This is a genomic window from Gordonia sp. DT101, assembly GCF_049844895.1.
Lineage (GTDB): Bacteria > Actinomycetota > Actinomycetes > Mycobacteriales > Mycobacteriaceae > Gordonia.
In genome coordinates this window covers 1,069,364-1,095,708 of the sequence record NZ_JBNCLX010000002.1, presented here as the reverse complement: position 1 = coordinate 1,095,708, position 26,345 = coordinate 1,069,364, and the positions used below count along the sequence as shown (strand labels likewise).

The window sequence follows — 26,345 nt, the reverse complement described above, 5'->3', positions numbered from 1 at the left end:
CGCCTACCACCGACGCACCATGCACCTCGACGACATCGCCGCCTGAGGTCTCGATACGCCTCCTCACCACGTTCGTCAGCTACCCGACCAGCGGCGGGAAGGATACGCACTCCAGCGCAGCACATTTCGGGAAGAACATTCACCGCGCACCCGACCACCATCGGGACCGCGCACGAACATTGACAACTCAACAGTGTGAGGGCATCCACGCCGGCGGCCGCAGGCACAGTCGTTTCGAGATCGACGCACCGACTGTCGAATAGACTCGGCCGAGATGGAACCGACACCGCCGTTGCTGCTTCGCGAACCCGTACACCAGGTGGATCCACGCGCTGTCACCATGTGGCGGATGACGCCACTGCTGACGGGTATCCCGGTCCTTGCCGCGGCCGTCGTCGTCGCAGCACTCGCCGATCCGGCGCGCTGGGCAGCACTTGCCGTCGCGGTGGTCGCCGTGGTGGTCACGGCGTTCTTCGTGATCGTGGTGCCGGGATGGCGGTATCGCTTTCACCGGTGGGAGATCAGCGACGACGCCGTCTACACCCAGTCCGGCTGGTTCGTGCGGAGCCGCGTGATCATCCCGATCGCCCGCATCCAGGTGGTCGACACCGCGGCCGGGCCGATCGAGCAATTGCTGAACCTGGCGACTCTCACGGTCACCACCGCGTCGTCGGCGGGAACCATCCGGATCGTCGGGCTCGATGCCTCCGTCGCGCGGAACGCCGCCGCAGATCTCACCGCTCGCACCCAGGCCCACACCGATGACGCGACCTGACAATCCACCCGCCGAGATCTTCCGCGACGACGGCCCGGAGGTCTGGCATCGACTGTCCCCGTGGATGATCGCGGTCAGGCCGATCGAGCAGCTGCCGCAGCTCATCCCGCTGGTCATCGCGATCGTCTTCGCCGGCCGCGGCGCGCCGGACATCAGCATCATCCTCACCCTGATCGCGGTCCCGCTGATCACGATCGTGCCCTGGCTGATGACCCGCTACCAGGTGACCGACGAGCATGTGCGGGTTCGGAGCGGCCTGATCACGCGCAAGGTCGCGACTGCGCGACGAGATCGCATACGCAGCGTCGACCTCACCGCGTCGGTACCGCATCGGGTGCTGGGCCTCAAGAAGGTCCGGATCGGCACGGGGGGCGACAAGGAGTCGTCGGTGGTGGAACTCAACGCCATCCCTGCCGCGGAGGCCGACACGTTGTACCGCCACCTGATGGCGACCGTGGCGCGACCCGCGAGCACGCGGGGGCTCACCGACGACGGACTGTCACAACCGCCCGCGCCGCCGCAACAACTGTCCCGACTCCAGCTCTCCTGGTTGCGTTTCGCGCCGTTCTCGTTGACCGGTTTCGCTGCGGCGGCCGCCGCGGGTGGTCTGGCGGCACAGTTCGCCAACGAAGCGGGCCTGTTCGAGCAAGGTGCCACCGCCGCCGAAGACGCCATCAACCGCATCCGTGACATCCCCGTCTCTCTCGTGGTGACCGTGTCGGTGATCGTCGTGATCGCCGTGGGGGCGGTGCTGTCCTTCGGCGGCTACGTACTCGCGTACTGGAACTTCTCGCTGGTCCGAAACCACCGGGACGGAACACTCCTCATCCGCCGTGGCCTCCTCACCACAAATGCAAGCAGCCTCGACGAGAACCGTGTCCGCGGCGTGCATCTGCACGAGCCGGTACTCATGCGCGCGGTCCGCGGTGCCCGGCTCAACGCCATCGCCACCGGGTCATCCAAGAACCCATTGCTTCTGCCACCTGCGCCGTTCGACGAGGCCGTCCGGGTGGGTCAGCTCGTCGCACACGACGGCGACGAGCTCACCTCGCCCTTGAACCGGCATGGTCGCGGCGCGCTGGGGCGGCGCCTGACCCGCGGATTCTGGGGTGGCCTGCTGTTCGCAGTCGTCGTGGCAGTCGCGGTGATCGGACCGCTGACCTGGCCATGGCTGATACTTGCCGCGGTCGTTGCCGTGGCGTCGTCGGCGCTCGGCGTCCTTCGGTACCGAAATCTCGGCGTCCGCGTCACCGCGACTGCGGTCGTGATCGCCCCGCCGCGCGTCGCACGGCACCGCTACGTCGTCAGCCGCGACGGAGTTGTCGGGTGGGCGTCCTCGGCATCGTTCTTCCAGCGACGTCGAGGCGTGGAAACCACGGTCGTCGCCACCGCTGCCGGGGCCGAAGCCTATGCCGCGGTGGATCTCGACCCTGCCGCCGCAGCAGAGCTGATGACGACGGTCTCACCAGCGCTGTTGGCACCCTTCGTCGTGTCCCGATGACGAACCACATCGAGTGATCACCCGGGTCGACGACGTCGCATAGTGAGACGATTGACCAACTTTTCTGAGACTTTTCGTCGAATCAGTCCCAACCCTGGGCAAATGAGTGGTAAACCTCACAATCAGTCAGTGCTGACTGATTTGAAGGGACGGGGACATGGACGACGACCACAACGACTTCTCCCGACGTTCGGTACTGAGGGGCGCGGCCGCCGCGGCGGTGCTGGCCGGCACCGCCGTCGCGCTTCCGACTGTGAAAGTACCTTCGGCGCAGGCAGTTCCACGAACCACAAACCGCCGGAAACGCGAGGTCGCCATCTTCGGTGGCGGCATGTCCGGGCTGGCCGCCGCCCACGAGCTCGTCGAACGGGGATTTCGGGTCACCGTGTACGAGCCTGCATTTCTCGGCGGGAAGGCGCGCAGCCACGACGTCCTGGGCACCGCTCGCGGCGGCCGGCTCCCACTCCCGGGAGAGCATGGCTTCCGATTCTTCCCGGGGTGCTACCAACACGTCACGGAGTCGATGGAACGCATCCCTCTCGCGGGCGGCGGCAACGTCAAGGATCGGCACCTCATCAACGTCGAGACCGCGGTCATCGCGTTCGACGAGGCCGGGTACGCACCCACCACCGCGCCGGCCTCGATCATGGGGTTCGTCGACCATGCGTCCTCGATCGTCGAATTGGACAACCTCCGCAATGCACTGACCACCGGCCTGAAGTTCGTCGTCGACGTGCCGCCGCAGGAACTCGCCTATTTCGTCACACGCGAGCTCATCATCGCGACGAGTTGCCAGGAACGGCGACTCGGCCAGTGGGAGAATCAATCCTGGATTCAGTTCGTCAAGGCGAAGGGGAAATCGCCGGCTTACCAACGCTATCTGGCCGGCGCCCTCACTCGCGCTCTGGTGGCAGCCAAATCGCAGACCGCATCGGCGCGGACGATCGGGCAGATCGGCCTGGCGCTGGCCACCTCCGCGACCGGTCTGCTCAGCCAATACGACGCAGGCCTCGTCCACGGCGGGGTTGATCGAATCCTCAACGCCCCCACCAACCATGCGTGGATCGACCCGTGGGTCGGACACCTCCGACGACTCGGGGTGAATTTTGTGATGGGCGAGGGAGTTGCCGAGTTCCAGATCTCCCGGGGGCGCATCACCGGTGCACGGCTGCGGTCCGGCGCCTCGGTCTCCGCCGACTGGTACGTCGCCGCGGTGCCGCTCGACCGTCTCCGGCCGCTGCTCACACCGGCGCTGGTGAATGGGGCTCCCTCCCTCGCGGGAGTGCGTCATCTCGAGGCCGACTGGATGGTCGGTATCCAGTACTTCCTCTCCCGGCGCTCGGACCTGCCGCCCAGCCACATCGCCGCACTCGGCACCCCGTGGGCCCTGACCGGACTGTTCCAGGCACGCCCCTGGGGGGTCGACTTCGCCAAGACCTATGGGGACGGTCGGGTCCGCGACTGTCTCTCGATCGACATCTCCGACTGGGACAAGCCCGGCATCATGTACGGCAAGTCCGCCAAGCAGTGCACGAAACGCGAGATCGCCCGCGAGGTGTGGGCGCAGATGAGCCGGGCGATGAACTCCGGGGGCAAACGAATCCTCCGTAGCGAGGAGATCGTCACCTGGTCGCTCGACCCAGGGGTCACGTGGTCTCCGCAGATCGACAATGCGACACCCCTGATGGTCAATACCGCCGGGTCGTATCAACACCGGCCCACCGCGTACACGACGATCCCGAACCTCTTCATCGGTGGCGATCATGTTCGCACCAACATCGATCTCGCCACGATGGAAGGCGCCAACGAGTCGGGGCGCCGGGCCGCCAACGCGATCCTGGCAGCGGCGGACAGTCCGGCCCGGCCCGCGCCGGTCCTCCCGCTGTGGGAGCTGCCGATGCTCGACCCGATCAAGGCGGAGGACCGCAAACGGTATCGGGCCGGCCTACCCCACTTCCTCGACTTCTGATCACCGACCTGCACGGCGGATAGGATCAGCAAGTGGGCCGATCGGAGTTCGACGCGACACCGCCAGGTGCGGAAGCGGCGGCACCGGGAACGGGCACACAACAGCGCGGCGACCGGACCCGCACCCGGATTCTCGATGCCGCAATCCGAGTTCTCGTCGACCGCGGATACTCCGGCGCGAGCACGCTCGCGATCCAGGCGGAGGCCGGCGTGAGCCGCGGCCGCCTCCTCCATCACTATCCGTCACGCGACAAGCTGCTGATGGCTGCCGTGGACCATCTGGCCCGAACGCGTATCGAGTCGATGCCTGCGCAGGTCGATTGGCCACACGATCCGGCCCAGCGGATCGGTCCGGCGGTCGATCTCGGGTGGACCACATTTCATCAGCCGTACTTCGTCGCCTCGATGGAACTGTGGACCGCGGCCCGCACCAACGAGGCGCTGCGTGATGCGCTGCTGCCCACCGAACGGCGCCTCGGTCCTACGGTCCGGCAGGCCGTCGCAGGGTTCCTCGGACCCGAATTGGCCTCGCGTCCAAGATATCCCGAGTTGTACCCACTCCTGCTCTCCAGCATGCGCGGGGTCGCCGCGACCTACCTGATCGATCGGCGCGATCCGACCACCGATCCACACCTGGATCTGTGGAAGGCGATGACAGCCACCTACCTGCTGTGAGTTTCTGTTGTGGGTTCAGGCGTTCCGCGCCTCGAGGTGATCCCGCAAACGGTCGATGAACTCGGCTTGTGCCGGATTGAGTTTCACCCGGGCGGTGTCGGGGGTGACCCACTCGGCGCGGTCGATCTCCGGAAAACTCTGCGTGCGCCCCGACCGCGGCGGCCACTGCATCTCGAACGTGTTGCTCACGACCGACGTCGTGTCGAGGTCACCCTCGACGGCGAATCCGGTCACCACCTTCCCGCTCGCCAGCGTGACGTCGCCGAGTTCGAGGACCGGACCGTCGGGGGCCCACGCGCCGATCTCCTCGGCGAACTCGCGCCGCGCCGCATCGAGCGGGGGCTCGTCCGGCTCATAGAGTCCCTTCGGCAATGACCAGGCGCCGTCGTCCTTCTTCGACCACAGCGGCCCACCTGGATGGGCGATCAGCACCTCGAGCGTCGGCCCGGCTCCCCGGTACAGCAGCATTCCCGCGCTCCGTCGCCTCGACGCACTCGCCATGTCCCCATTCTGTCGTCTGTTCTCGCTTTTCCGAAACGGGTATGCGAACCATGGACCCGGAGGTCCTCCGGGTGGTCGAGACCAGAGACGCGCACACCGCCGGCCGATTCTCCACGCGGGCCGTGGTTACTTGCGGCGGCCACCGGACACCACACGGGTACCGTTCTCGCGCAGCACACCGTGAAGTGCGCCTTGTCGGCTTATCGTGGGTCTATGTCCAACAGCCCACGTCACGACCACGACCCGGCCGACGCCCTGACCGACGACGACCCCGACATGCCGCACGAATACGCGCACGACTCGGCCTTCGCATTCGGCGACGCGACGCCGATCGGTGAGACCGATCGAATCGCACGGGAGAAAGCCATCTACGAGGCCGCGCGGCACGGCAACGACCTCAATCGCGGACATGCCCTGGGTGGCTCCGACGGGACCACCGAGGGCCAGTAGACGTGGAGGTTCTCGGCAGCCGGGTCCTGCTGCGCACGCCGGACCCGCAACGATTGCAGCACTTCTACCGCCACCGCCTGAAGCTCGCCGTCGCGCGCGAGTACCCGGGTGGTGTGGTGTTCCATGCCGGCAACGGACTCATCGAGGTTCCCGGGCACATGAGTGATGGCGTCGGCGAAGGCGGTGGGGCCGATGCCGCACTGTGGCTGCAGGTCCGCGACGTCGAGGCGGCCGAGCGTGAATTGCGCGCCGCGGACGTCTCCATCGTCCGGGACGCACGCACCGAGCCGTGGGGCCTGATCGAGATGCACATCGCCGATCCTGACGGGCGGACCATCATCGTCGTCGAGATCCCGGAGGACCATCCGCTGCGGCGTGATACCAGGTGATCTGCCGACGGCACGCGGCCCGGGGGCCTGCGGCGTCCGGCCGCGGCGGTCATCGGTCATGACAAACTGGAGCGCATGAGTATCTGGAGCGCACCCGTCGTGACCTCGCCGGTGGTCGCAACCGTCGAGTTGCCCGGCTCCAAGTCGATCACGAATCGGGCGTTCGTCCTCGCGACATTGGCCGAGGGCCCGTCGACCATGCGCGGCGCTCTGCGTAGTCGGGACACCAACCTGATGCTGAACGGCCTCAGCGGGCTCGGGGTCGGGGTGCAGGTCGACCCCGACGACGAGACGACCGTCACCATCGATCCCCGGCCCATGCACGGCGCCGACGTCTATTGCGGTCTGGCCGGGACCGTGATGCGGTTCCTGCCCCCGGTGGCGGCGTTCGCCGACGGCGTGGTCGCCTTCGACGGAGACGAGCAGGCACGCACCCGTCCGCTCGCGACGATCCTCGACGGCCTGCGCGGTCTCGGCGTCGAGATCGTCGGCGATCGACTGCCGTTCACGATCACCGCCCGCGGTTCGGCGCGCGGGGGCGAGATCACCATCGACGCATCCGCGTCGTCGCAGTTCGTGTCCGGCCTCCTGTTGTCGGCGGCGCGATTCGACGACGGCGTGACGATCCGGCATGTCGGTCCGCCGGTGCCGTCGATGCCGCACATCGACATGACCCTCGAGATGCTGGGCATTGCCGGCGTCGGCGTCGAGCGCCCCGGCCCAGATGAGTGGCGGGTGGCACCGGGCCCCATCCGCGCCGTCGACTGGGAGATCGAGCCGGATCTGTCCAACGCGGCGGCGTTCCTGGCCGCGGCCGCCGTCACCCACGGCGCCGTCACCGTGCCGCGGTGGCCCGCGACCACCACACAGCCGGGTGCGCAGATCGTCGACATCCTGGCCGAGATGGGTTGTGCCATCGAATGTGCCGACGGCACACTGACCGTCCGCGGCCCGGAGAAGCTCACCGGGATCAGCATCGACCTGCGCGACGTCGGCGAACTGACCCCCACGGTCGCGGCGCTGTGCGCCCTCGCCGACGGCGAGTCGGTGCTGTCGGGCATCGGCCATCTGCGCGGCCACGAAACCGACCGCCTCGCGGCGCTGTCGACCGAGATCAATCGGCTCGGCGGCGACTGCACCGAGACCGACGACGGTCTGCGGATCAGGCCGACGACGATGCACGGAGCGGTCTGGCAGTCCTATGCCGATCACCGCATGGCCACCGCCGGCGCGCTCATCGGGCTCCGGGTACAGGGGGTCACCGTCGACGACGTGGAGACCACCGCCAAGACCTTGCCCGACTTTCCAGGTATGTGGCAGAAGATGATCGGGCACGTGTGACGTGACGCGCCGCGCCTCGAGCTACGACGAATCCGACGTCCGGATTCGTCCTGGCAAGGGCACCCGGCCGCGCACCAAGACGCGGCCGAGCCACGACGATGCCCAAGACGCGATGGTGGTGTCGGTCGACCGGGGCCGGTGGGGTTGTGTGATCGCCGGCGATCCGGATCGTCACGTGGTGGCGATGCGGGCGCGCGAACTCGGACGCACACCCGTCGTCGTCGGCGATCGCGTGTCGATCGTCGGTGACCTGACCGGACGAGCGGATACGTTGGCGCGCATCGTGAAGGTCGCCGAGCGGAGCACCGTGCTGCGTCGGACCGCCGACGACACCGATCCCTATGAGCGCATCGTCGTGGCGAACTCGGATCAACTGCTGATCGTGACTGCATTGGCCGATCCGCCACCGCGCACCGGGTTCGTCGAGCGCGCGCTCGCCGCAGCATTCGTCGGCGGGCTGATGCCGATTCTGTGCCTGACAAAATCCGATCTCGCCGACCCCGCCGAATTCACCCGTGCGTTCGCCGGTCTCGACCTACCGATCGTGCTCGCCGGTCAAGCCGATCCACTCGACGCGGTGTCGGGCATCCTCGCCGGACACATCACCGCGCTCATCGGACATTCCGGGGTCGGAAAATCGACCTTGGTCAATCGGCTTGTGCCCGATGCGGATCGGGCAACCGGGGTGGTTTCCGGTGTCGGCAAGGGCCGGCACACGTCCACCCAGTCGGTGGCACTGCCGCTGCCCGGCCGGGCCGGGCCGCAGGGTTGGGTGATCGACACCCCGGGCATCCGGTCGTTCGGTCTGGCCCACGTGACCCCCGACGACATCGTCGATGCCTTCGATGACCTGCGCGACGCCATCGAGGACTGTCCGCGGGGCTGTACACACCTCGGCCCGCCCGCCGACCCCGAGTGTGCGCTCGATCAGTTGGAGGGAAATTCGCATCGGCGAGCCATGGCGGTACGGGCCCTGCTCGTGGCGGTCACCGGATCGCCCGAGACCGACTCCGAACGCATGCACGACCACTCCTGACCTCCCGACCGGGCGCAGAATTCCGTCGATCGGGCGCAGAATTTCATCGATCGTGCACGTCCGCGCACGATCGGCGAGAGGAAGCGCACAATCGGCGAAGGGAAGCGCACGATCGACGTAGAACAGGGCACGATCGGCGCGAAACTGTGCCCGATCGGCGAGTGGGTCAGCGGTCGACGACGGTGGTCTCGAAGAAGTAGCGATCAGCGCGGTAAGCATGCCGCCCGACCTCGACGACCCGTCCGGCATCGTCGAATGCCGTGCGCTGCATGGTCAGCAACGGCGCACCGACCTCGTCGCCGAGGAGAGCGGCCTCGTCGGCATCGGCTGCCTTCGCCCCGATTCGCTGACGGGCGAGGCGGATGTGCACACCACGTCCACGCAGCCCCTTGTAGAGGCCACCGTTCTCGAGCTCACCGGCGGGCGGGCAGATGTCGGCCGGCAGGTGATTGATCATCAGCGCCAACGGGTCTCCCCCGGCACTACGCAGTCTCTTGACCGTGACCGCCTCCGCACCCACCGCCATCCCGAGTTCGGTGCGCAGCTCGTCGTCGGGCACCCCGATCCGATATTCCAGCAGCTGCGTCGTGGGATGCATTCCCGCCGTGGTGAGGTCGTCGTACAGACTGGTCAGCTCCACCGACCGATGGACCGGGTTCTGCACCACCTGGGTTCCGACACCACGCTTGCGGACGACCACGCCCTTGTCGACCAATTCCTGGATCGCCTGCCGGATCGTGGGGCGGGACAATTTGAGCCGACTCGCCATGTCGAGTTCGTTCTCCAGCCGATCACCGGGCGTGAGGTCACCACCGACGATCGCCGCCTCGATGGCCTGCGCGAGCTGGTGGTAGAGCGGAACCGGGGTCGACCGATCGAGTTCCACCGGGATGGGCGTGATCACCTCGACACATTAACACCAGTGACATGGACATTAATATGTCTTGACAAGAATCGGTTCGTGAAGGTCAGCCGGGCAGATTGTGCGGGGTGATCACCTGGATACCGGACACCCGCGGCAATTGATCGCCGGGTAGTGCGCCGTGGAACCGCATCACCGACTGCGCCACCTGGCGCATGTCGGCGCGCAGGTCGTGGTGCAGCACCGCGGTCAGGTGGCCGCTGCGCAGCAATGCCCGGTTGGCGTCACCCAGGTCGTGTCCGATGAACGCCTCGCAGGTCCGGTCGGCGGCACCGAACGCCGCGACTATGCCCCCGTTGCCACCGCCGATCGAGTAGACCGCGCCGATGTCCGGGAAGTCGCGCAGGGCGCGGGCGGTGAGCGTCCCACAGGTTGCGTCGAGACCGTCGGAATCCGACACCTCGACGACCCGACGGCCGGGATCGTAGGCGCGCATCGCCGACCGGAAGCCCATCTCGCGTTCTTCCTCGCCGCGGAACATCGCACTACTGGTGATCACCAACACGTCCGCGTGCGCGTGCCGAAGCCATTGGCACATCAGGTATCCCGCGGTGGCACCGGCGGCACGGTTGTCCATCCCGACATAGGCGATCCGCGTACTCATCGGCACATCGGTCACCAGCGTGATCACCGGCACGCGGGCGGCGGTGAGCCGACCGATCGCGGCCGCGACCTCGGGTGTGTCCGGCGCCTTCAGGACCACCGCATGACTGCCCTGTCGGCCGATCGCATCGAGTTGGGCGATGAGGTCGTCGGTCGCCCAGGTCTCCCGGAGGTGATAGCGCGCCCGCATCACCGCCGGCCGCAGACCTGGGAACTCCTGTTCCATCGCCTCCCGGACCAACCCGGAGAACTGGCGCGGGGCCTCCATCACCAGGTCGATCAGGAATCTGCGTCCGGACAGTCGCAGCTGGGTGCGCTGACGATCGAGATCGGTGATGGCCTGCTCGACCTGCAGCACCGTCCCCTCACGCACGCCGGACCGCCCGTGCAGTACACGGTCCACGGTCGCCTCACTGACCCCGGCCTGCCTGGCGATCTCCCGGATCGGATAACGATGTGGCACGGAACACTCCTGAGGGATTCTTGATGGAAATCTGCCCTTGTCCGGACAATAAGATCTTGCCATTCTGGTCAAGTGATCACGGCGGAATCGCCGAGGGCCCGATCTCGCACCACCGACCTTCATCCCGAGAGGAACGCACGCACATGACACTGCGCAGCGCCGGCCCCGCCACCGAGGTCCGCGACGTCACCCGGAGACGGGCCGACCGGATCACCGAGTCCGAGTGCGACCTCGAGGAGTTCGTCGCGCTCACCCAACGCGCCACCGATCTCGCCGACTATCCGCATGCCGACTCCACGGAGCACGGCGTCCTGTTCTACGACTCGGCCTCCGTCGTCTCGGCGAGCGGCGAGGGTCGGGAGGCGCTCGCCGACGAGTTGGCCGATGCATTGCTCAACGGACCCGGCATCGTCGTCTTCCCCGGAGCGTTCGATGATCGCCACGGACTCACCGAGATGACCACGCTGTTCGGGGAGATCATCGCCGACCAGAAGGCATCCGGGACCGTCGGCGGCGATCACTTCGCCAAGCCCGGGGCCAACGATCGGATCTGGAACGGAGTGCAGAAGGTCGCGCTGCGATCGCCCCAACTCTTCGCTCGCTATTACGCCAACGACATACTCGCGCTCATCAGCGAGGCCTGGCTCGGCCCGATGTACCAGGTGACCTCGCAGCCCAATGTGGTCAACCCGGGCGGCACGGCACAGAATCCACATCGCGACTACCACCTCGGCTTCATGAGCACCGGCACCGCAGCCCGGTTCCGGGCGCACACCCATCGTGTGTCGCCGGCCCTGACGCTGCAGGGGGCCGTCGCCCACGTGGACATGCCGATCGAGTCCGGGCCGACGATGTATCTGCCCTTTTCACAGCTCTACGAGGCCGGCTACCTTGCCTTCAACCTGCCGGAGTTCCGCGAGCACTTCGAGAAGAATTACGTCCAGCTGCCACTCCACGCCGGTGACGCGGTGTTCTTCAATCCCGCGCTGTTCCATGCCGCCGGCCAGAACACGTCGTCCGACATCAAACGCATGGCCAACCTGCTTCAGGTGTCGTCGGCATTCGGTCGTGCCATGGACGCGGTCGACCGCAGCGCCGTGGTGCGCGCGCTCTATCCGACACTGCTTGGCCTCGCCGAGGCAGGCGACACCCGTGCGGTGCGGAACGTGATCGCGTCGTCGGCCGAGGGCTACGCCTTCCCGACGAACCTCGACATCGACCAGCCGATCACCGGACTGACCGGCGAGACACAGGCCGAACTCGTGGCACGAGCGGTCGCCGGCCGATTCGATGTCGAACGGTTCGAGCGCGAACTCGCCGAGCTCGCTGCGCGCCACACGGCCTGAACCGAAAGGGTTTCGACGATGACAATCCCATCGAGTCTCGCCGACAGAGTGCTGCTGGTCAGCGGCGGCACTCAGGGCATCGGCGCGGCGATCGTGCGTGCCGCCGCCGAAGCGGGCGCACAGGTCGCGTTCAGCGGGCGCACCGTCGAGAAGGGTGAACAGCTGGCCGCCGAATGCGATGGACGCCCGGTCGTCTTCGTCCAGGCCGACCTGTCCGATCCGGCGGCGGCGACCGAGAGCGTGGCCGCGACGATCGCCGAGTTCGGCCGCATCGACTGCCTGGTGAACGCGGCGGGTACCACCACCCGGGGCAGTCTGCTCGACACCACCCCGGAACTGTTCGACAGCCACATCGCCGTCAACATGCGTGCGCCGTTCTTCACCATGCAGGCCGCGGTGAGAGACATGATCGGCCGCGGTGCACCGGGCAGCATCGTCAACATCATCACCATGTCGTCGTACGGTGGGCAGGCGTACCTCGCCCCGTATTCGGCGTCCAAGGCGGGTCTCGTCGGGTTGACCAAGAACGCCGCCCACGCCCACCGCTGGGATCGTATCCGGATCAACGGGATCAACATCGGGTGGAGCGAGACCGAGGGTGAGACCGACATCCAGAAGCGATTCCACGGCGCCGACGACACCTGGATCGACCAGGCCAACGCCTCGGTGCCGATGGGGAGACTCGGCCAGCCCGACGAGATCGCCGACTTCGTCGTGTTCCTGCTGTCCGACCGCAGCGGGGTGGTGACCGGCTCGGTCATCGACTGGGACCAGATAGTGATGGGTGGGTTCGACTGATGGGACTGACAATCGGGGTCATCGGGCTCGGGCGCATCGGCGGATTTCATGCCGACACACTCGCCGCCCTACCCACCGTCGACCACCTCGTGGTCACCGACGCCCACCCGGCCGCCATCGACGCGACCACTGCCCGGCTGAGCACGGCCCGAGCGGTTTCCGACGCCGACGCACTGTTGAGCGCCGGGATCGACGCGGTGGTCATCGCCAGCGCCACGCCGACGCACGCCGCATTGATCGAGCAGGCCGTCGCCGCCGGGGTTCCGACTCTGTGCGAGAAGCCGATCGCCTTGTCGGTCACGGATTCTGCCGAGGTGGTCCATCGGGTCGCCGACTCCGGTGTGCCGGTGCACATCGGGTACAACAGACGATTCGATCCGGCGATGGCCGCGGCACGTGCGGCGGTCGCCGCGGGCGATCTCGGGTTCATCACCACCGTGCGATCGACCACCCTCGACCCGGCGCCGCCGCCGCGCGACTACATCGCGGCCTCGGGCGGCATCTTCCGGGACTGCGCGGTGCACGATTTCGATACGCTACGTTGGCTACTCGACGATGAGGTGGTCGAGGTGTACGCCGCGGGCGGCAACCAGGGCGACGCGCATTTCGCGGAGGTCGGCGACGTCGACTCCGCGTCGGTCCTGCTGACCTTCGCATCCGGCACCATCGGCGTGGTTTCGGTGACCCGCTACAACGGGCGCGGTTACGACTGCCGGCTCGAGGTGCACGGCAGCACCGATTCCGTCGTCGCCGGCTGGGATGACGGGACTCCCACCCGGAACCTCCAGCCGGGCTACGACTTTCCCGGCGGTACCCCGCACACATTCTTCATGGACCGATTCGCCGCCGCCTACCGCGCCGAGCTGACCGCATTCTGTGACACCGTCACCGGCGACGGATCGCCCGCGCTGTGCACTGCCCGCGACGCGCTCGAAGTCGCGGTGATCGCCGAGGCGGCCAGGCGATCAGCCGCCACCCACCGACCGGTCCGCACCGACGAGGTACGGGCGCATTACGTTACCGCACAACGACAGTGAGGACCCCCGACATGACCAGCGCCGACACGACCACCGGCAGACTGCGTATCGCCGCCGCGCCCATCTCCTGGGGAGTCTGCGAGGTCCCCGGATGGGGATACCAGCTCAGCCCGGAGCGGGTTCTCGGCGAGATGCGCGAACTCGGTGTGACCGCCGCCGAGACCGGCCCCGAGGGGTTCCTACCCACATCGCCCGCGCAGTTGCGCGACACCCTGGCCTCCTACGACCTCCGCTGCGTCGGATCGTTCGTGCCGGTCGTCCTGCACAAGTCCGACCACGATCCGGCCCCGGCGGTGAACGAGGTCCTCGACCGGCTCGAGACCTCTGGCGGCGATGTCCTCGTCCTCGCCGCGGCGACCGGCGTCGACGGCTACGACGACCGGCCGGATCTGACCGATGAGGAGTGGACGACGTTGCTCGCCAACCTCGATCGCCTCGGCGACCTGGCGACGGAGCGCGGTGTCACCGCCGCCCTGCATCCGCACGTGGGCACGATGATCGAGAAGCGCGACGAGGTCTACCGCGTGCTCGAGAACTCGACGATCGGCCTGTGCCTCGACACCGGCCATCTGTTGATCGGGGGTACCGACCCTCTCGAGGTCACCCAGGCGTTCACTGACCGCATCACGCACGCACACCTCAAGGATGTCAAGGTCGAGCTCGCCGAACAGGTGCAGCGCGGTGAGATCACCTACACCGACGCGGTGGCCCAGGGCATGTACGTGCCACTCGGCGCCGGTGAAGCCCATATCGCACGTGTTGTCGGAACCCTCGTCGACGCCGGCTTCGACGGCTGGTACGTGCTCGAGCAGGACACGATTCTCGCCGACGAGTCCGACGGCGACGCCGCCGCAGGCAACGTCGCGGTGTCGATGTCGTTTCTGCGCAAGGCCGCTCAGCGGCCGGTGCGGGTGTGAGCGCCGCATCGGCCCGCCCGCTGCGGATCGGGGTGCTCGGCGCGTCCCGTATCGCCGAGTCGGCGATCGTCGGCCCGGCGCAGGCGTTGGGCCACCGCCTGGTGGCGGTCGCCGCGCGCGACCGCGGCCGGGCGGAGGCCTTCGCGGGCAAGTACGGGGTGGAGCGCGTCCTCGACACGTACCAGGATGTGATCGACGACCCCGAGGTCGACGTCGTCTACAACCCGCTCGCGAACGCCTTGCACGGACCGTGGAACCTCTCGGCGGTGCGGGCCGGCAAACCCGTTCTCAGCGAGAAGCCGTTCGCACGCAACGAGTCCGAGGCACGGCAGGTGGCGGCGGCCGCACAGGCCGCAGGCGTTCCGATCCTCGAGGGATTCCACTATCTCTTCCATCCGCTCATGGCACGCACCTTCGAACTGCTCGACAGCGGGTCGATCGGCGCCGTCCGTCACGTCGAGGTGGTGATGGCGATGCCCTCCCCCGGCGACGAGGATCCGCGGTGGTCCTACGAACTGGCCGGTGGCGCGCTGATGGACCTCGGCTGCTACTCACTGCACGTCTCGCGCGTCTTGGGGCCCTGGTGTGGTGGTGCACCGGAGATCACGGGCGGGCGAGCCGTGCTCCGCGGACCACAGATCGACGAGTCGGCGGTTCTCGACATCCGATATCCCAACGGCGCGACCGGAACCCATGCGATTTCGATGGTCGCCGGCGAATACGTGTTCAGCCTCCGGATCGTCGGCGACGACGGCAGTCTGTACCTCCATGACTACCTCGCCCCCAGCCGCGACGACCGCCTGACCGTCGTGTCGTCGTCGGGCGGGACGGTCGCCGTCGAACATCGCGGCACCCGGTCGACCTACACCTACCAGCTCGAGGCGCTCGCCATCGCCATCGAGCACGGCACCGCGCTGCCCATCGGTCTCGACGACGCCGTCGAGAACATGCGGTACCTCGACGAGGCTTATCGCGCAGTCGGTCTCGATCCGCGCTAGTCCGATCTCGTAGTACAAACACGCGGAATCCGCGTGTTTGTACTACGAGATCTGTGAGACCCGCACGAGCTTTCCGGCCTCCCGCGCCTTGATCGTCCAGACCTCCTGAGCATCGACGGGTAACGCGATGTAGATCGCATCGATCTCCGGGTCGTCGATGAGGTCTTCGTAGAGCCCGTAGCTGACCAGGATGCCCAGCCGGTCGGCGATCTCCCACGCGACCGCGGTGGACGCGCTCGCGACCACCTCGAGGGGACCCGAGACCACTCCGGGCGTGCCCAGTTCACGCACCAGTGCGTCGTCGCAGGTGTCCGCCAACAGGCCCCAGCGAACGCGTTCCCGACCGGCGTACACGAGATCGGGATCCGTTCCGGCGGGTTGCGCCGTGGTCCCGCGCACCATCAACTCCGGTTCCAGCGCGATCGCTCCGTAGAAGCCGAGTCCACCCGTGTTCGCAGGTCGCTCGGAGTCACCGACGAGCGACGCCACCGCGTCCATGGCGGCGTGGCCCAGACCCGCCACGTCCTGGCGGATCGTCGTGAGGTTCACATGTCCGAGCACCATGTGCGGACCGTCGTCGTAGCCGACCACGGACAGGTCGTCGGGGACACGAATCCCGTTGTGTCGCATGACATCGATGAAGCCGACCGCCATCCGGTCGTTGGCCAGGAAAACCGCCGTCGGCAGGCGCAGCTCGGCCAGCAGTCGCTCCGCCGCCAGCGCTCCGGCCTCCTCGGTGTAGTCGCCGACCAGCGTCCGGCATTCGTCGCGGTACCCCGCCGCGGCCATCGCGCCGAGGTATCCGCGTAGCCGCTCGGCAGCGCAGGGATGGTCGCCGCCCTCGATGTGGACGATCGAGGTGTGCCCGAGATCGATCAGATGCTGAACCGCCATCTGCGCGCCACGCCATTCGTCGGTTCCGACGGTCACCGCGACGAGATCCGGGATTCGCTCACCGACCACGACGATCGGCACCTCGCATACGAATCGATCGCCGTGCTCCGCGCCGATCACGATGACCGCCGCGCAGCCCTGATCGGCGAGATCCGCCACTGCGCGGGCCCGTGTGCGCTCCGCGCCGTGCAGCCCCAGCGACAATCGATAGCCGACCGTGTCTGCTCCCGCGTACAGTTCGGCGACCAGATCCGCCTCGAACGGACTCGACGCACCGAACACCACCCCGACCAGGCGATGTTGTCCGCCCGACTTCTCCCCCTGCACCATGACCGGTCCTTTCCGCTGCCTCACAACGTATCCCGCGCGTTCACCGGAATGTGACGGAAACGCGAACCCGCCCGACCCACGAATGGGCCGGGCGGGATCACCGCGGTCTCGGGTTCAGCGACGCAGTTCGTGACTCAAGGTATCGAGTTCGTCACCGCCGGCCATCTGCTGGGTGAGCTCGTCGAGAGTGATCTCGTCGTAGGTGCAGTCCAGCTTCTGCCGCCCGCGGTTGAGCAGGACGAAATGGTCGCCGACCATGTGCGCGTGGTGCGGGTTGTGTGTGATGAAGACGACGCCGAAACCCTGATCGCGCGCTGCCGAGATGTACCGCAGCACTGTGCCCGACTGCTTGACCCCGAGGGCGGCGGTCGGCTCGTCGAGGATGAGCACGCGGGCGCCGAAGTAGATCGCCCGCGAGATCGCCACACACTGCCGCTGGCCGCCCGAGAGTGAACCGATCGGTGCGTCCACGTCAGGCAGGTCGATGCCCATCTTGAACAGCTCTTCCTTGGTGGTCGCCCGCATCGACTGGATATCGAGCATCCGGAACGGACCCTTGCGCAGCTCCTGGCCGAGGAAGAAATTGCGCCACACCGGCATCAACCCGACGACCGCGAGGTCCTGATACACGGTGGCGATGCCGGTCTCGAGGGCGTGCTTGGGAGATTCGAGCCTGGTCTCCTCGCCGTCGATGAGCAGTTCACCCTCGGTCTGCTGATGCAGGCCGGCCATGATCTTGATCAGGGTGGACTTGCCTGCGCCGTTGTCGCCGAGCACGCAGGTCACCTCGCCGGCGTTGACCCGCAGACTGATGTCCTTGAGCGCGATGATCGCGCCGTAGGACTTGCCGACGTTGCGGAGCTCGATCAGTGGCACCTTGCCGCCGCTGGATTCCGATTCGGGTCGCGTCTCGATTGCTGAACTCATTGTCATGTCACCTCTTGGCCGCGTAGTTGCGGAAACTGTTGTTGGCGATCACCGCGAAGAGCAGCATCGCGCCCATGAAGAACTTGAACCAGTCGGGATTCCAGCCGGCGTAGACGATGCCCTGGTTCACCATGCCGAAGATGAAGGCACCGATGGCCGCGCCGACCGCAGTTCCGTACCCGCCGGTGAGCAGGCAGCCGCCCACCACCGCGGCGATGATGTAGAAGAACTCGTTGCCCACACCTTGACCGGACTGCACCGTGTCGAAGGCGAACAGCAGGTGCATACCGACGAACCAGGCGCAGAACCCGACGAACATGAACATGCCGATCTTCACCTTGGTGACCGGCACACCGACCGCACGAGCCGAATCCTGCCCGCCGCCGACCGCGAAGATCCAGTTGCCGATGCGGGTTCGCATCAGCACCCAGGTGGCCACCAGCGTGAACAGAATCCACCAGACGACCGTGATGCGCACCGACACCCCGAAGAGGTTGAACGAGGAGGCGAACACCTTCTGCGCGGAGTCGAAGCCCTGCATGTCCGAGATGGACGGCGTCGCGACCTGCCCGGTGACCAACTTGGTCACCGCCAGGTTGATACCCGTCAACATCAGGAACGTCGACAGGGTGATCAGGAACGACGGGATCTTCGTCTTCATCACCAGATAGCCGTTGAAGAATCCCACCGCGAGCGCCAGCACGAGGGCGAGGACTGCTCCGAGCCAGACGTTGAGGTGCAGGTTGTAGGCGAGCATCGAGGCCGCGAGGGACGAGAACGTCACGGCGACGCCGGTCGAGAGGTCGAACTCGCCGCCGATCATCAGAACCGCGACACCGCAGGCCATGATGCCGATCGTCGAGCTCGCGTACAGGATGGTGGCCAACGCCTCCGGGGTCCGGAACGGCGCGGCGACGATGCAGAAGAAGATGAAGATCGCGATCGCGCCGAACAGGGCGCCGATCTCCGGCCGGACCAGCAGACGCTGCCACGGCTTCTGCCGTTTCACCCGTTCGTCGGTGACGACCTTGTGCGTGGACAGGTCGAGATCAGTGTGTGTGCTCATCGGATTTCCTCGTGGTTCCTGTGGCGGGACCCGCGTCAGCGGGTGCCACCCTTGGCGTACTCGGCGACCTTGTCGATGTTCGATTGATCGATGAACGCGGGGCCCGTGAGTACGGCCTCACCACCGCCGATGGTGTTCCCGTTGGTCAGGTAGAGCCACAGGGAATCGACTGCTTCGTAGCCCTGCAGATAGGGCTGCTGGTCGACGGCCCACGTCACGTCGCCGTTCTGGATCAGCGGAACCAGGGCGGCGTTGGTGTCGAAGGTGACGATCTGGGCTTTGGAGCCGGCGTTGCCCTTGGACTGGACGGCGGTCTGCGCGATCGGCGCACCGAGGGTCACAACCGTGTCGATGGACGGATCCTGCTGCAACTTGGCGGTCATCGTCGCCTCGACGGACGGCATGTCCTTGCTGTTGACGTTGAGGATCTCGAAGCCGCCGGTGAAGCCCTGCTTCACGCCTGCGCATCGGGACTCGAGAGCGACCTGCCCCTGTTCCTGGATGACACACAGGACCTTCTTGCGCCCCTCCTTTGCGAGGCGCTCGCCTGCGGACTTGCCGGCCAGCGTCTCGTCCTGGCCGAAGTACTGCTGGACGCCCATCGCCTTCCAGTCGTCGTAGCCGGCGTTGAACGCGACCACCGGGATCCCGGCGCCGAGTGCCTTCTTCACGGCCGGGGCCATCGCGTCGGGCTTGGCCAGTGTCAGTGCGATGCCGTCGACCTTGCTGTCGATCGCCGTCTGCACCAGGTTCGCCTGGTTCGGCGCCTCGGGATCGGCGGAGTACTGGAGTTTGATGTTGTCCTTCTTGGCGGCCATCTCGGCCCCCTTGCGGATCAGATCCCAGAACGAGTCACCCGGGACCTCATGGGTGATCATCGCGATGGTCTTGGTCGGCGTGCCTGCGTTGCCCGCGCCGCCGCCACCGTTGTCGTTGTCGTCGGGCTTTCCGCCGGTGCTCGAGCAGCCCGCGATGACGACCACTGCCGATGTTGCGACGGCGGCGAGTGCTGCGAGTCGCCGCGCACGTCCCGGTCGACGCCCTGAGGAATGCATCGTTGTATCTTCCCTTCGATGTGAACTGCAGAGCGGCAAGCCACTCTCCTGGTCATGATGTAATACCCGTCACACCGCCGCTGTCAAGACTTTGTTAAGACATACTGATCTACGCGTATCAGCATGGACGGTCGACAGGCACCCACGCAGCGCGCGATGTACACCCAGTACGAGGAGAAGTCGGCGCCCACCAGGTCGGGGCCGAAGGTGCGGGCCGGGTTCATCGAGGTGCCGGAGATCGGACTGCCCCAGAGTCCGGCGAGCGCGATGTAGCCGAGCACGAACGTGCCGAACATTCCGAGACGAAGCATTCCGAGACGAGACATTCCGAGACGAGGCGCCGCCACCCCTGACGGGGATTGTGGAAGTCATCCTTCGGTTCGAGGACCTCGTTCTCGAACAATGTGTCGTCTCCTTCGAGCAGCCGCCAGGAGGCCCTCGGGTCAGGTTCGTATGGAAGGGCTGGGTCTGGGCGGTGCCGTTGTTGCCGGCAGATAGACCGCAAAACCCGTGGGACGGCCGGTGAAGGTGCTCCGTCATTCCAACTCGCAACGCAGTTCGGCCATTCCGGCCCTCCCAGTCGGTGAGCCTGAATTTTGGGGCGTCCGCGTCCCAGGCGTGAGTTGAATCTCGGCACCGGAGCCGATCCACTATCGACGTGGCCCCAAGGCTCGTGCGCCCGCCGCGGTGGGCAGTCGGGTGGCTCCGAACACACAGATCACGGTCAGAGCGGCGAGCAGCATGAATGCTGCCGAGTATGCGCCGGCGGGCAAACCGCGGACGTCGGCGAAGACGGATATGGCGACGGCCACGAGAGCCACCCCGAAGGCCGACCCCAGCTCTTCGACGGCGGCGTGCACCGCATTTGCGTCACTGAGTTCGGCCGCGTCGACGTCGGCGAACGCGAGGGTGTTGTAGGCAGAGAACCCGATGGATCGCAACGCCCCAGACACCACCAGCACCACCACTATCACCGCCGTCGCCGTGCCGGGCCCGAGGACCGCGAGCGCGACGAAAGCGACCACCGACACCACCAGATCCACCACCAGCACGCGTCGGATACCCCAGTGCTGCATCATCGGCGTGGTGAGCGGCTTGACGCCGACGTTGCCGACGAACAGGGCGGTCACCATGGCCCCGGCAGCGACCGGCGACCAGCCGAACTCCAGCTGGAACATCAGCGGCAGCAAGAACGGCACCGCGCTGATCACCAGGCGGTACACCGTCCCGAAACCCACCACCGAGGCGAACGAATGAGTTTGCAGCACATCAAGATTCAGCAATGGATGCGGCGATGTTCGCATCCTCCGCACCGCCCCGACGCCGAGTACCGCCGCAGCGACGACACACCCCGCGATCACGGCCCACTGCGGTGAGTCTGCGGCAACCTGTTGGGCGGCGTATATCGCGGCACCGATCGCCAGGGTCGTGAGTGCGACGCCGGTGACATCGAGTCGTCGACGACCCAAATGACGCTCGGCCGGACGACACCACATCGCCGCGGCACCCAAGCCGACGACACCGATCGGGATGTTGATGGCGAAGATCAGCCGCCAGTCGGAGTGCGTCACGATCAGCCCACCGAACAGCGGCGCCACCACCGGCGCGATCAGCGCCGGCCACGTCAGGTAGGCGATGGCCCGGACCAGCTGTGATCGCTCGACGCTGCGTAACACCGCGAGCCGGCCGACGGGGACCATCATCGCGCCACCCGCGGCCTGCAGCACGCGCATCCCGACCAACGTCGTCAAGTCCGGCGCGAGCGCGCAGCCGGCCGATGCCAGGGTGAACACCGCCACTGCGACGAGGAACACGCGCCGCACCCCGAACCGGTCGGCGACCCACCCGGACAGGGGGATGAGCACGGCGAGCGTGATCAGATACGCCGTCACCACGGCGGTGGCGTCCAGCGGGCGCACACCGAGCTCGGCCGCCATGGCGGGTAGCGCGGTCGCGACGATGGTGGCGTCGAGGATCTCCATGAACAGCGCGCCCGCGCCCAGCAGGGCCAGAGCGTACGGGAAGTCGGCGGGGGCCGACGTCGCCTCGTGCCCCTGTCTCGCGGAGCGGCCGATCACCTCATCGACGCCGGTGAGATCCAGGCCGCCTCCCGCACCGAGGTCGTCATCGCGTCCAGCACCTCGGCGCTGCGCACCGCATCGTCGATCGTGGCACCGCCGGTCCCACCGGTGATCGACGCACAAAAACGTGCCGCCTCGATCACCTTGAGATCGTCGTAGCTCATCGGATTGGCGGCGCCGGGCTGGAACGCGGCGTAGTCACCCGCGCCCGGACCCACGAATCTGGTCGCCACCGCCAGGTCCTGATACTCGCGCCCGTCACCGACCTCGAGTTCACCCATCCGCCGATAGTCCCACCGCACGACGCCCTCGGTGCCATGGACTTCGAAGCCGTAGGAGTTCTGCGCTCCCACCGACACCCGACTCGCCTCCAGTACGCATCGCGCACCCGAGGACATCCGCATCTGCGCGGAGACGTAGTCCTCGTTCTCCACCGGGCCGCGTTCACCCCCGGACGCGAGTTGGTGACCCGACGTCGAACCGGTCGGCCGTGGTCGATCAGGGACGAAGATCGCGGTGTCGGCAACCACCGATTCGATGTCGCCCAGCAGGAACCACACCAGGTCCGCGCCGTGCGACGCCAGGTCGCCGAGCACTCCGTTGCCACCGCGTGCACGCTGGAAACGCCAGCTCAGGGCACCGTCGGGATGGGCAGCGTAATCGCTGAACAACCGGAATCGCGCATGGGTGACCTCGCCGATCCCGCCGGCGGCGATCAGCTCTCGCGCCGCTGCGACCGCGGGTACGTTGCGGTAGTTGAAACCGACCGCGGTCTGCACTCCGGCGGCCCGTGCGGCGGTGGCCACGGCTCGTGCGTCGTCGGCCGACAGACCCACCGGCTTCTCGATCCAGAGGTGCTTGCCCGCCGCGACCACGGCACAGCCGATCTCCCGGTGCAGGAAGTTGGGGGCGGTGACGCTGACCGCACCGATCGCCGGGTCGTCGACCACGTCGTGCCAGTCGGTGACCGTGGACGGCACGTCGAATTGAGCGGCGGCCTCGGCGGCGCGCTCGGCGACCTCATCGGCGATCACCATCAGCTTCGGTACGGGCGTCAGCTGCGGATAATGGTGACGAACCCGTGCGTACGCCTGCGCGTGGGCGCGACCCATCCAGCCGAAGCCCACGATGCCGACAGGCACGACAACGCCTGCGTTGCCGGTTTCGGTGGCGGTGACTTCGGTAGCGGTATCCACTGTCATCTCCAGTCCCTTCGACAGGGCCCCGAATCGGGCCGTGTGATCTCCGACACCACTATGCCAGGTAATAATGTCCGGACAAAGTATTGACTTTGGGCTGTGAACTGACGCACAGTGGATGGCAATGGAAGCCTCGGCCCGTATGTCCCATCGAGGCCCTCACCCGTCCAACCACGAGCAGGGAGCAGTACGTGACCGCACAGCAAGAATCCCGCCTGGGCGAGACACCACACTTCGATGTGCTGGCCATCGGCCGCAGCGGTGTCGACATCTACCCCCAGCAGATCGGGGTCGGCCTCGAGGAGGTCACCAGCTTCGGCAAGTTCCTCGGCGGCAGCGCGGCGAACGTCACCGTCGCAGCGGCGCGACTCGGAGAGCGCAGCGCACTCATCTCGGGTGTCGGTGACGACCCGTTCGGTCGGTTCGTGCGCTCCGAGCTGGTTCGATTGGGGGTCGACAACCGATTCGTCGGGATCGACGACGAGTACGCCACTCCCGTCACCTTCTGCGAGATCTTTCCGCCGGACGATTTCCCGCTGTACTTCTACCGCAAGCCGACTGCCCCGGATCTGCAGGTTGCGGTCGCCGACCTCGACATCGCCGCGGTCCACGACGCGCGCCTCTATTGGTCGACCGTCACGGGTCTGTCCGAAGAGCCCTCGCGCAGTGCCCACTTCGCCGCATGGGAAGCACGCGGGCGTCAGTCGCTCACGGTTCTCGATCTCGACTACCGACCGATGTTCTGGTCCACGCCGCAGGCAGCCACCGAACAGGTTCGCCGCGCGTTGTCACATGTCACCGTCGCCGTCGGCAATCGCGAGGAGTGCGAGATCGCGGTCGGCGAGACCGACCCGCACGCCGCGGCCGATGCGCTGCTCGACCTCGGTGTCGAACTGGCGATCGTCAAGCAGGGCCCCAAGGGAGTGCTCGGCAAGACCCGCACCGAGTCCGTCGAGGTCGCGCCCATGCCGGTCGACGTCGTGAACGGGCTCGGCGCGGGCGACAGCTTCGGCGGCAGCCTGTGTCACGGATTGCTCGAGGGCTGGCCGCTGGAGAAGATCTTGCGCCACGCCAACGCGGCCGGCGCGATCGTCGCAGGCCGACTCGAGTGCTCTACCGCCATGCCCACCGCCGACGAGGTCGCCGAGCTCGCCACCACCGCTGAGGAGAAGATCCATGTCTGAGGTCGCGACGCCCCCCGGCCCACCCGGAGCCGTGATCGACCGCAACGGCGTGGCGGCAGCAGCGTGCTCGACGTACGCCGAGGTGACCGCCATCCGGGCCACCCACCCACAGGCCATCGCCGAGGCATGGGCACGACGGCGGCGGCGCGCGACGGTCACCGGTTCCGACCGCCTCATGATCGTCGCCGCCGATCACCCCGCTCGCGGCGCACTCACCGTCGGATCGAATCCGACCGCGATGAACAGCCGTTCCGATCTGCTCGACCGCCTGCGCACCGCCCTGGCCAACCCCGGCGTCGACGGCGTGCTGGCCACCTCCGACGTCTTGGAGGACCTGCTGCTGCTCGGCGCACTCGAGGACAAGGTCGTGTTCTCCTCGATGAACCGCGGTGGCCTCGCCGGTGCGTCGTTCGAGCTCGACGATCGGATGACCGCGGCGACCGCGTCATGGACCATCGACACGGGTCTCAACGGCGCGAAGATGCTGTGCCGGGTGGACCTGGCCGACGAGGGGACGCTGAACATGATGACGGCTTGCGCCGCTGCCGTCGACCAGCTCGCCGCCGGCGGATCGATCGCCATGCTCGAGCCGTTCCTGTCGTCACGTATCGACGGCAAGGTGCGCAACGACCTGACCGCCGACGCGGTGATCAAGTCGATGCACATCGTGCAGGGCCTCGGCTCGACGTCGGCCTACACGTGGCTGAAGCTTCCGGTGGTCGACGAGATGGAACGCGTCATGGACGCCACGACACTGCCCACCCTGTTGCTCGGTGGCGACCCGCAGACCGCCCCGGACGCGACATTTGCGAGTTGGGAACGCGCCCTGCGTATCCCATCGGTCCGCGGTCTGATCGTGGGCCGAACGCTGCTCTACCCTGGCGATGACGATGTGGCCACCGCGGTCGACACCGCGGTCAACCTGGTGAGGTGAGCCGATGAACAGCAAGTACTACATTCCGACGCGGTCTGCCACCGCACCGCTGACGGTCGACGTCACGCCGGAATCGGCGGGCTGGACAAAATCATCTCTGTTCGTCGTCGAACTCGGTGCCGGCGAGGCGATCACCCGGCGGTCCGGTGAGGACGAGATCATCGTGGTGCCGCTGTCCGGCTCTGCGGCGGTGGCTTCCGGTCACCGGTCCTTCGAGTTGGCCGGGCGCGCAAGCGTGTTCGACGGTCCGAGCGACTTCGCCTACGTCGGTCGGGATTCCGAGTTCACCGTGACGAGCGCGCCGGGGGGGCGCTTCGCTCTCTGTGGCGCCCGAGCCGCGACGACACTGCCGTTCCGGTACGTGCCGGCCGCCGACGTCGCGGTGGAACTGCGCGGTGCCGGCAATTGCAGCCGGCAGGTGCACAACTTCGGTACCGCAGACGCATTCGAGGCCGACTCGATCATCGCCTGCGAGGTCATCACCCCCGGCGGCAACTGGTCGAGTTACCCGGCCCACAAGCACGACGAGAACAGCGAGAACGAGTCCCAACTCGAGGAGATCTACTACTTCGAGATCGCCGACGGCCCCGACGGGTCACCGGGCTTCGGCTACCACCGCGTATATGGCACCCCCGAACGTCCGATCGAGGTGCTCGAAGAGGTACGCAGCGGCGACGTGGTCCTGGTCCCACACGGCTACCACGGGCCATCCATCGCAGCGCCCGGCTATCACATGTACTACCTGAACGTGATGGCCGGATCGGGCGAACGCACCTGGAAGATCTGCGACGACCCCGCCCACACCTGGTTGCGCGGGAGTTGGGAACACCAGGACATCGATCCCCGACTCCCCCTGCACGAGAGACCAGCCCGCTGATGGATCTCGATTTCGACAAGCTCAACCCGGCGGATACGCCACTCACTTCGTTCCTGGCTACTCGATCAGCGGAAGGCA

At 67.0% G+C, this 26,345-nt stretch carries 26 protein-coding genes; 16 read left to right on the top strand and 10 right to left on the bottom strand.

Annotated features, from left to right (window positions below; all coding sequences use genetic code 11):
- Nucleotides 1–274: 274 nt before the first annotated feature.
- From ACLQ3I_RS11305 to ACLQ3I_RS11290, 4 genes are all read left to right on the top strand, one after another.
- Entirely contained in the window at nucleotides 275–775 is a 501-nt protein-coding gene (locus ACLQ3I_RS11305; protein ID WP_425801864.1) for a PH domain-containing protein, read from the top strand.
- Nucleotides 762–2,276 (top strand): PH domain-containing protein, encoded by a 1,515-nt coding sequence (locus ACLQ3I_RS11300; RefSeq protein WP_425801862.1) that lies wholly within the window; start codon nucleotides 762–764, stop codon nucleotides 2,274–2,276. Before ACLQ3I_RS11305 ends, ACLQ3I_RS11300 begins: the two co-directional genes overlap by 14 nt.
- Before the next feature lie 157 nt (nucleotides 2,277–2,433).
- Complete coding sequence (locus tag ACLQ3I_RS11295; protein ID WP_425801859.1) at nucleotides 2,434–4,245, top strand: hydroxysqualene dehydroxylase; 1,812 nt, start codon at nucleotides 2,434–2,436, stop codon at nucleotides 4,243–4,245.
- Nucleotides 4,246–4,277: 32 nt separating this feature from the next.
- Nucleotides 4,278–4,919, top strand: coding sequence for a TetR/AcrR family transcriptional regulator (locus tag ACLQ3I_RS11290; protein ID WP_425790959.1), 642 nt, complete (start codon nucleotides 4,278–4,280; stop codon nucleotides 4,917–4,919).
- 15 nt (nucleotides 4,920–4,934) lie between these two features.
- Here ACLQ3I_RS11290 and ACLQ3I_RS11285 read toward each other — a convergent pair whose 3' ends face one another.
- Nucleotides 4,935–5,420: an NUDIX domain-containing protein gene (locus ACLQ3I_RS11285; protein ID WP_425790957.1), complete on the bottom strand. Its 486-nt coding sequence runs from the start codon at nucleotides 5,418–5,420 to the stop codon at nucleotides 4,935–4,937.
- Nucleotides 5,421–5,633: 213 nt separating this feature from the next.
- On the opposite strand from ACLQ3I_RS11285, the gene ACLQ3I_RS11280 reads away from it, so the two are divergent.
- The 4 genes from ACLQ3I_RS11280 (at nucleotide 5,634) to rsgA (ending at nucleotide 8,636) form a co-directional block, all read left to right on the top strand.
- Nucleotides 5,634–5,870 (top strand): hypothetical protein, encoded by a 237-nt coding sequence (locus ACLQ3I_RS11280; RefSeq protein ID WP_425790955.1) that lies wholly within the window; start codon nucleotides 5,634–5,636, stop codon nucleotides 5,868–5,870.
- 2 nt (nucleotides 5,871–5,872) lie between these two features.
- Nucleotides 5,873–6,259, top strand: a complete 387-nt coding sequence (locus ACLQ3I_RS11275; RefSeq protein WP_425790953.1) for a VOC family protein — start codon at nucleotides 5,873–5,875, stop codon at nucleotides 6,257–6,259.
- 75 nt (nucleotides 6,260–6,334) lie between these two features.
- On the top strand, nucleotides 6,335–7,600 hold the full coding sequence (aroA, locus tag ACLQ3I_RS11270; RefSeq protein WP_425801856.1) for a 3-phosphoshikimate 1-carboxyvinyltransferase: 1,266 nt from the start codon (nucleotides 6,335–6,337) through the stop codon (nucleotides 7,598–7,600).
- Between the two features lies 1 nt (nucleotide 7,601).
- Nucleotides 7,602–8,636 (top strand): ribosome small subunit-dependent GTPase A, encoded by a 1,035-nt coding sequence (gene rsgA / locus ACLQ3I_RS11265; protein ID WP_425790949.1) that lies wholly within the window; start codon nucleotides 7,602–7,604, stop codon nucleotides 8,634–8,636.
- A gap of 166 nt (nucleotides 8,637–8,802) precedes the next feature.
- On the opposite strand, the gene ACLQ3I_RS11260 is transcribed toward rsgA, so the two are convergent.
- Together ACLQ3I_RS11260 and ACLQ3I_RS11255 are read right to left on the bottom strand one after the other, a co-directional pair.
- Entirely contained in the window at nucleotides 8,803–9,540 is a 738-nt protein-coding gene (locus ACLQ3I_RS11260; protein ID WP_425790947.1) for a GntR family transcriptional regulator, read from the bottom strand.
- A gap of 64 nt (nucleotides 9,541–9,604) precedes the next feature.
- On the bottom strand, nucleotides 9,605–10,624 hold the full coding sequence (locus ACLQ3I_RS11255; RefSeq protein ID WP_425790945.1) for a LacI family DNA-binding transcriptional regulator: 1,020 nt from the start codon (nucleotides 10,622–10,624) through the stop codon (nucleotides 9,605–9,607).
- 143 nt (nucleotides 10,625–10,767) lie between these two features.
- On the opposite strand from ACLQ3I_RS11255, the gene ACLQ3I_RS11250 reads away from it, so the two are divergent.
- Genes ACLQ3I_RS11250 through ACLQ3I_RS11230 form a run of 5 tightly spaced genes read left to right on the top strand, consistent with a single transcriptional unit; the run spans nucleotide 10,768 to nucleotide 15,720 of the window.
- Complete coding sequence (locus ACLQ3I_RS11250) at nucleotides 10,768–11,970, top strand: phytanoyl-CoA dioxygenase family protein (RefSeq protein WP_425801854.1); 1,203 nt, start codon at nucleotides 10,768–10,770, stop codon at nucleotides 11,968–11,970.
- Nucleotides 11,971–11,988: 18 nt separating this feature from the next.
- Nucleotides 11,989–12,768: an SDR family oxidoreductase gene (locus ACLQ3I_RS11245; protein ID WP_425801852.1), complete on the top strand. Its 780-nt coding sequence runs from the start codon at nucleotides 11,989–11,991 to the stop codon at nucleotides 12,766–12,768.
- A complete protein-coding gene (locus tag ACLQ3I_RS11240; RefSeq protein ID WP_425801850.1) occupies nucleotides 12,768–13,805 on the top strand; it encodes a Gfo/Idh/MocA family protein in 1,038 nt (345 codons plus the stop codon). Before ACLQ3I_RS11245 ends, ACLQ3I_RS11240 begins: the two co-directional genes overlap by 1 nt.
- 11 nt (nucleotides 13,806–13,816) lie before the next feature.
- Nucleotides 13,817–14,722, top strand: coding sequence for a sugar phosphate isomerase/epimerase family protein (locus ACLQ3I_RS11235; protein WP_425790937.1), 906 nt, complete (start codon nucleotides 13,817–13,819; stop codon nucleotides 14,720–14,722).
- A complete protein-coding gene (locus ACLQ3I_RS11230) occupies nucleotides 14,719–15,720 on the top strand; it encodes a Gfo/Idh/MocA family protein (RefSeq protein ID WP_425790935.1) in 1,002 nt (333 codons plus the stop codon). The genes ACLQ3I_RS11235 and ACLQ3I_RS11230 overlap by 4 nt, the downstream gene beginning before the upstream one ends.
- 42 nt (nucleotides 15,721–15,762) lie before the next feature.
- Here the strand turns inward: ACLQ3I_RS11230 and ACLQ3I_RS11225 are convergent, their stop codons facing one another.
- The 7 genes from ACLQ3I_RS11225 to ACLQ3I_RS11195 form a co-directional block, all read right to left on the bottom strand.
- Complete coding sequence (locus ACLQ3I_RS11225) at nucleotides 15,763–16,944, bottom strand: substrate-binding domain-containing protein (RefSeq protein WP_425790933.1); 1,182 nt, start codon at nucleotides 16,942–16,944, stop codon at nucleotides 15,763–15,765.
- 114 nt (nucleotides 16,945–17,058) lie between these two features.
- The gene (locus tag ACLQ3I_RS11220) at nucleotides 17,059–17,871 is read right to left on the bottom strand and encodes an ATP-binding cassette domain-containing protein (protein ID WP_267629763.1); all 813 of its coding nucleotides are present in this window, start codon (nucleotides 17,869–17,871) and stop codon (nucleotides 17,059–17,061) included.
- Nucleotides 17,872–17,878: 7 nt separating this feature from the next.
- Nucleotides 17,879–18,937, bottom strand: a complete 1,059-nt coding sequence (locus tag ACLQ3I_RS11215) for an ABC transporter permease (protein ID WP_425801847.1) — start codon at nucleotides 18,935–18,937, stop codon at nucleotides 17,879–17,881.
- Nucleotides 18,938–18,972: 35 nt separating this feature from the next.
- Complete coding sequence (locus ACLQ3I_RS11210; protein ID WP_425790927.1) at nucleotides 18,973–19,992, bottom strand: substrate-binding domain-containing protein; 1,020 nt, start codon at nucleotides 19,990–19,992, stop codon at nucleotides 18,973–18,975.
- A gap of 83 nt (nucleotides 19,993–20,075) precedes the next feature.
- The gene (locus ACLQ3I_RS11205) at nucleotides 20,076–20,216 is read right to left on the bottom strand and encodes an aquaporin (protein ID WP_425792076.1); all 141 of its coding nucleotides are present in this window, start codon (nucleotides 20,214–20,216) and stop codon (nucleotides 20,076–20,078) included.
- Nucleotides 20,217–20,642: 426 nt separating this feature from the next.
- Complete coding sequence (locus tag ACLQ3I_RS11200; RefSeq protein WP_425801972.1) at nucleotides 20,643–21,974, bottom strand: MFS transporter; 1,332 nt, start codon at nucleotides 21,972–21,974, stop codon at nucleotides 20,643–20,645.
- 92 nt (nucleotides 21,975–22,066) lie between these two features.
- Complete coding sequence (locus tag ACLQ3I_RS11195; protein ID WP_425801844.1) at nucleotides 22,067–23,275, bottom strand: Gfo/Idh/MocA family protein; 1,209 nt, start codon at nucleotides 23,273–23,275, stop codon at nucleotides 22,067–22,069.
- 188 nt (nucleotides 23,276–23,463) lie between these two features.
- Here ACLQ3I_RS11195 and iolC point away from each other — a divergent pair, with 188 nt between their 5' ends.
- From iolC to iolB, 3 genes are read left to right on the top strand one after another with little or no spacing between them, the layout of a single operon-like run.
- Nucleotides 23,464–24,456: a 5-dehydro-2-deoxygluconokinase gene (gene iolC, locus ACLQ3I_RS11190; protein ID WP_425790923.1), complete on the top strand. Its 993-nt coding sequence runs from the start codon at nucleotides 23,464–23,466 to the stop codon at nucleotides 24,454–24,456.
- A complete protein-coding gene (locus ACLQ3I_RS11185; RefSeq protein WP_425801842.1) occupies nucleotides 24,449–25,390 on the top strand; it encodes a Cgl0159 family (beta/alpha)8-fold protein in 942 nt (313 codons plus the stop codon). The genes iolC and ACLQ3I_RS11185 overlap by 8 nt, the downstream gene beginning before the upstream one ends.
- A gap of 4 nt (nucleotides 25,391–25,394) precedes the next feature.
- A complete protein-coding gene (iolB, locus tag ACLQ3I_RS11180; protein WP_425801840.1) occupies nucleotides 25,395–26,267 on the top strand; it encodes a 5-deoxy-glucuronate isomerase in 873 nt (290 codons plus the stop codon).
- Nucleotides 26,268–26,345 lie beyond the last annotated feature (78 nt).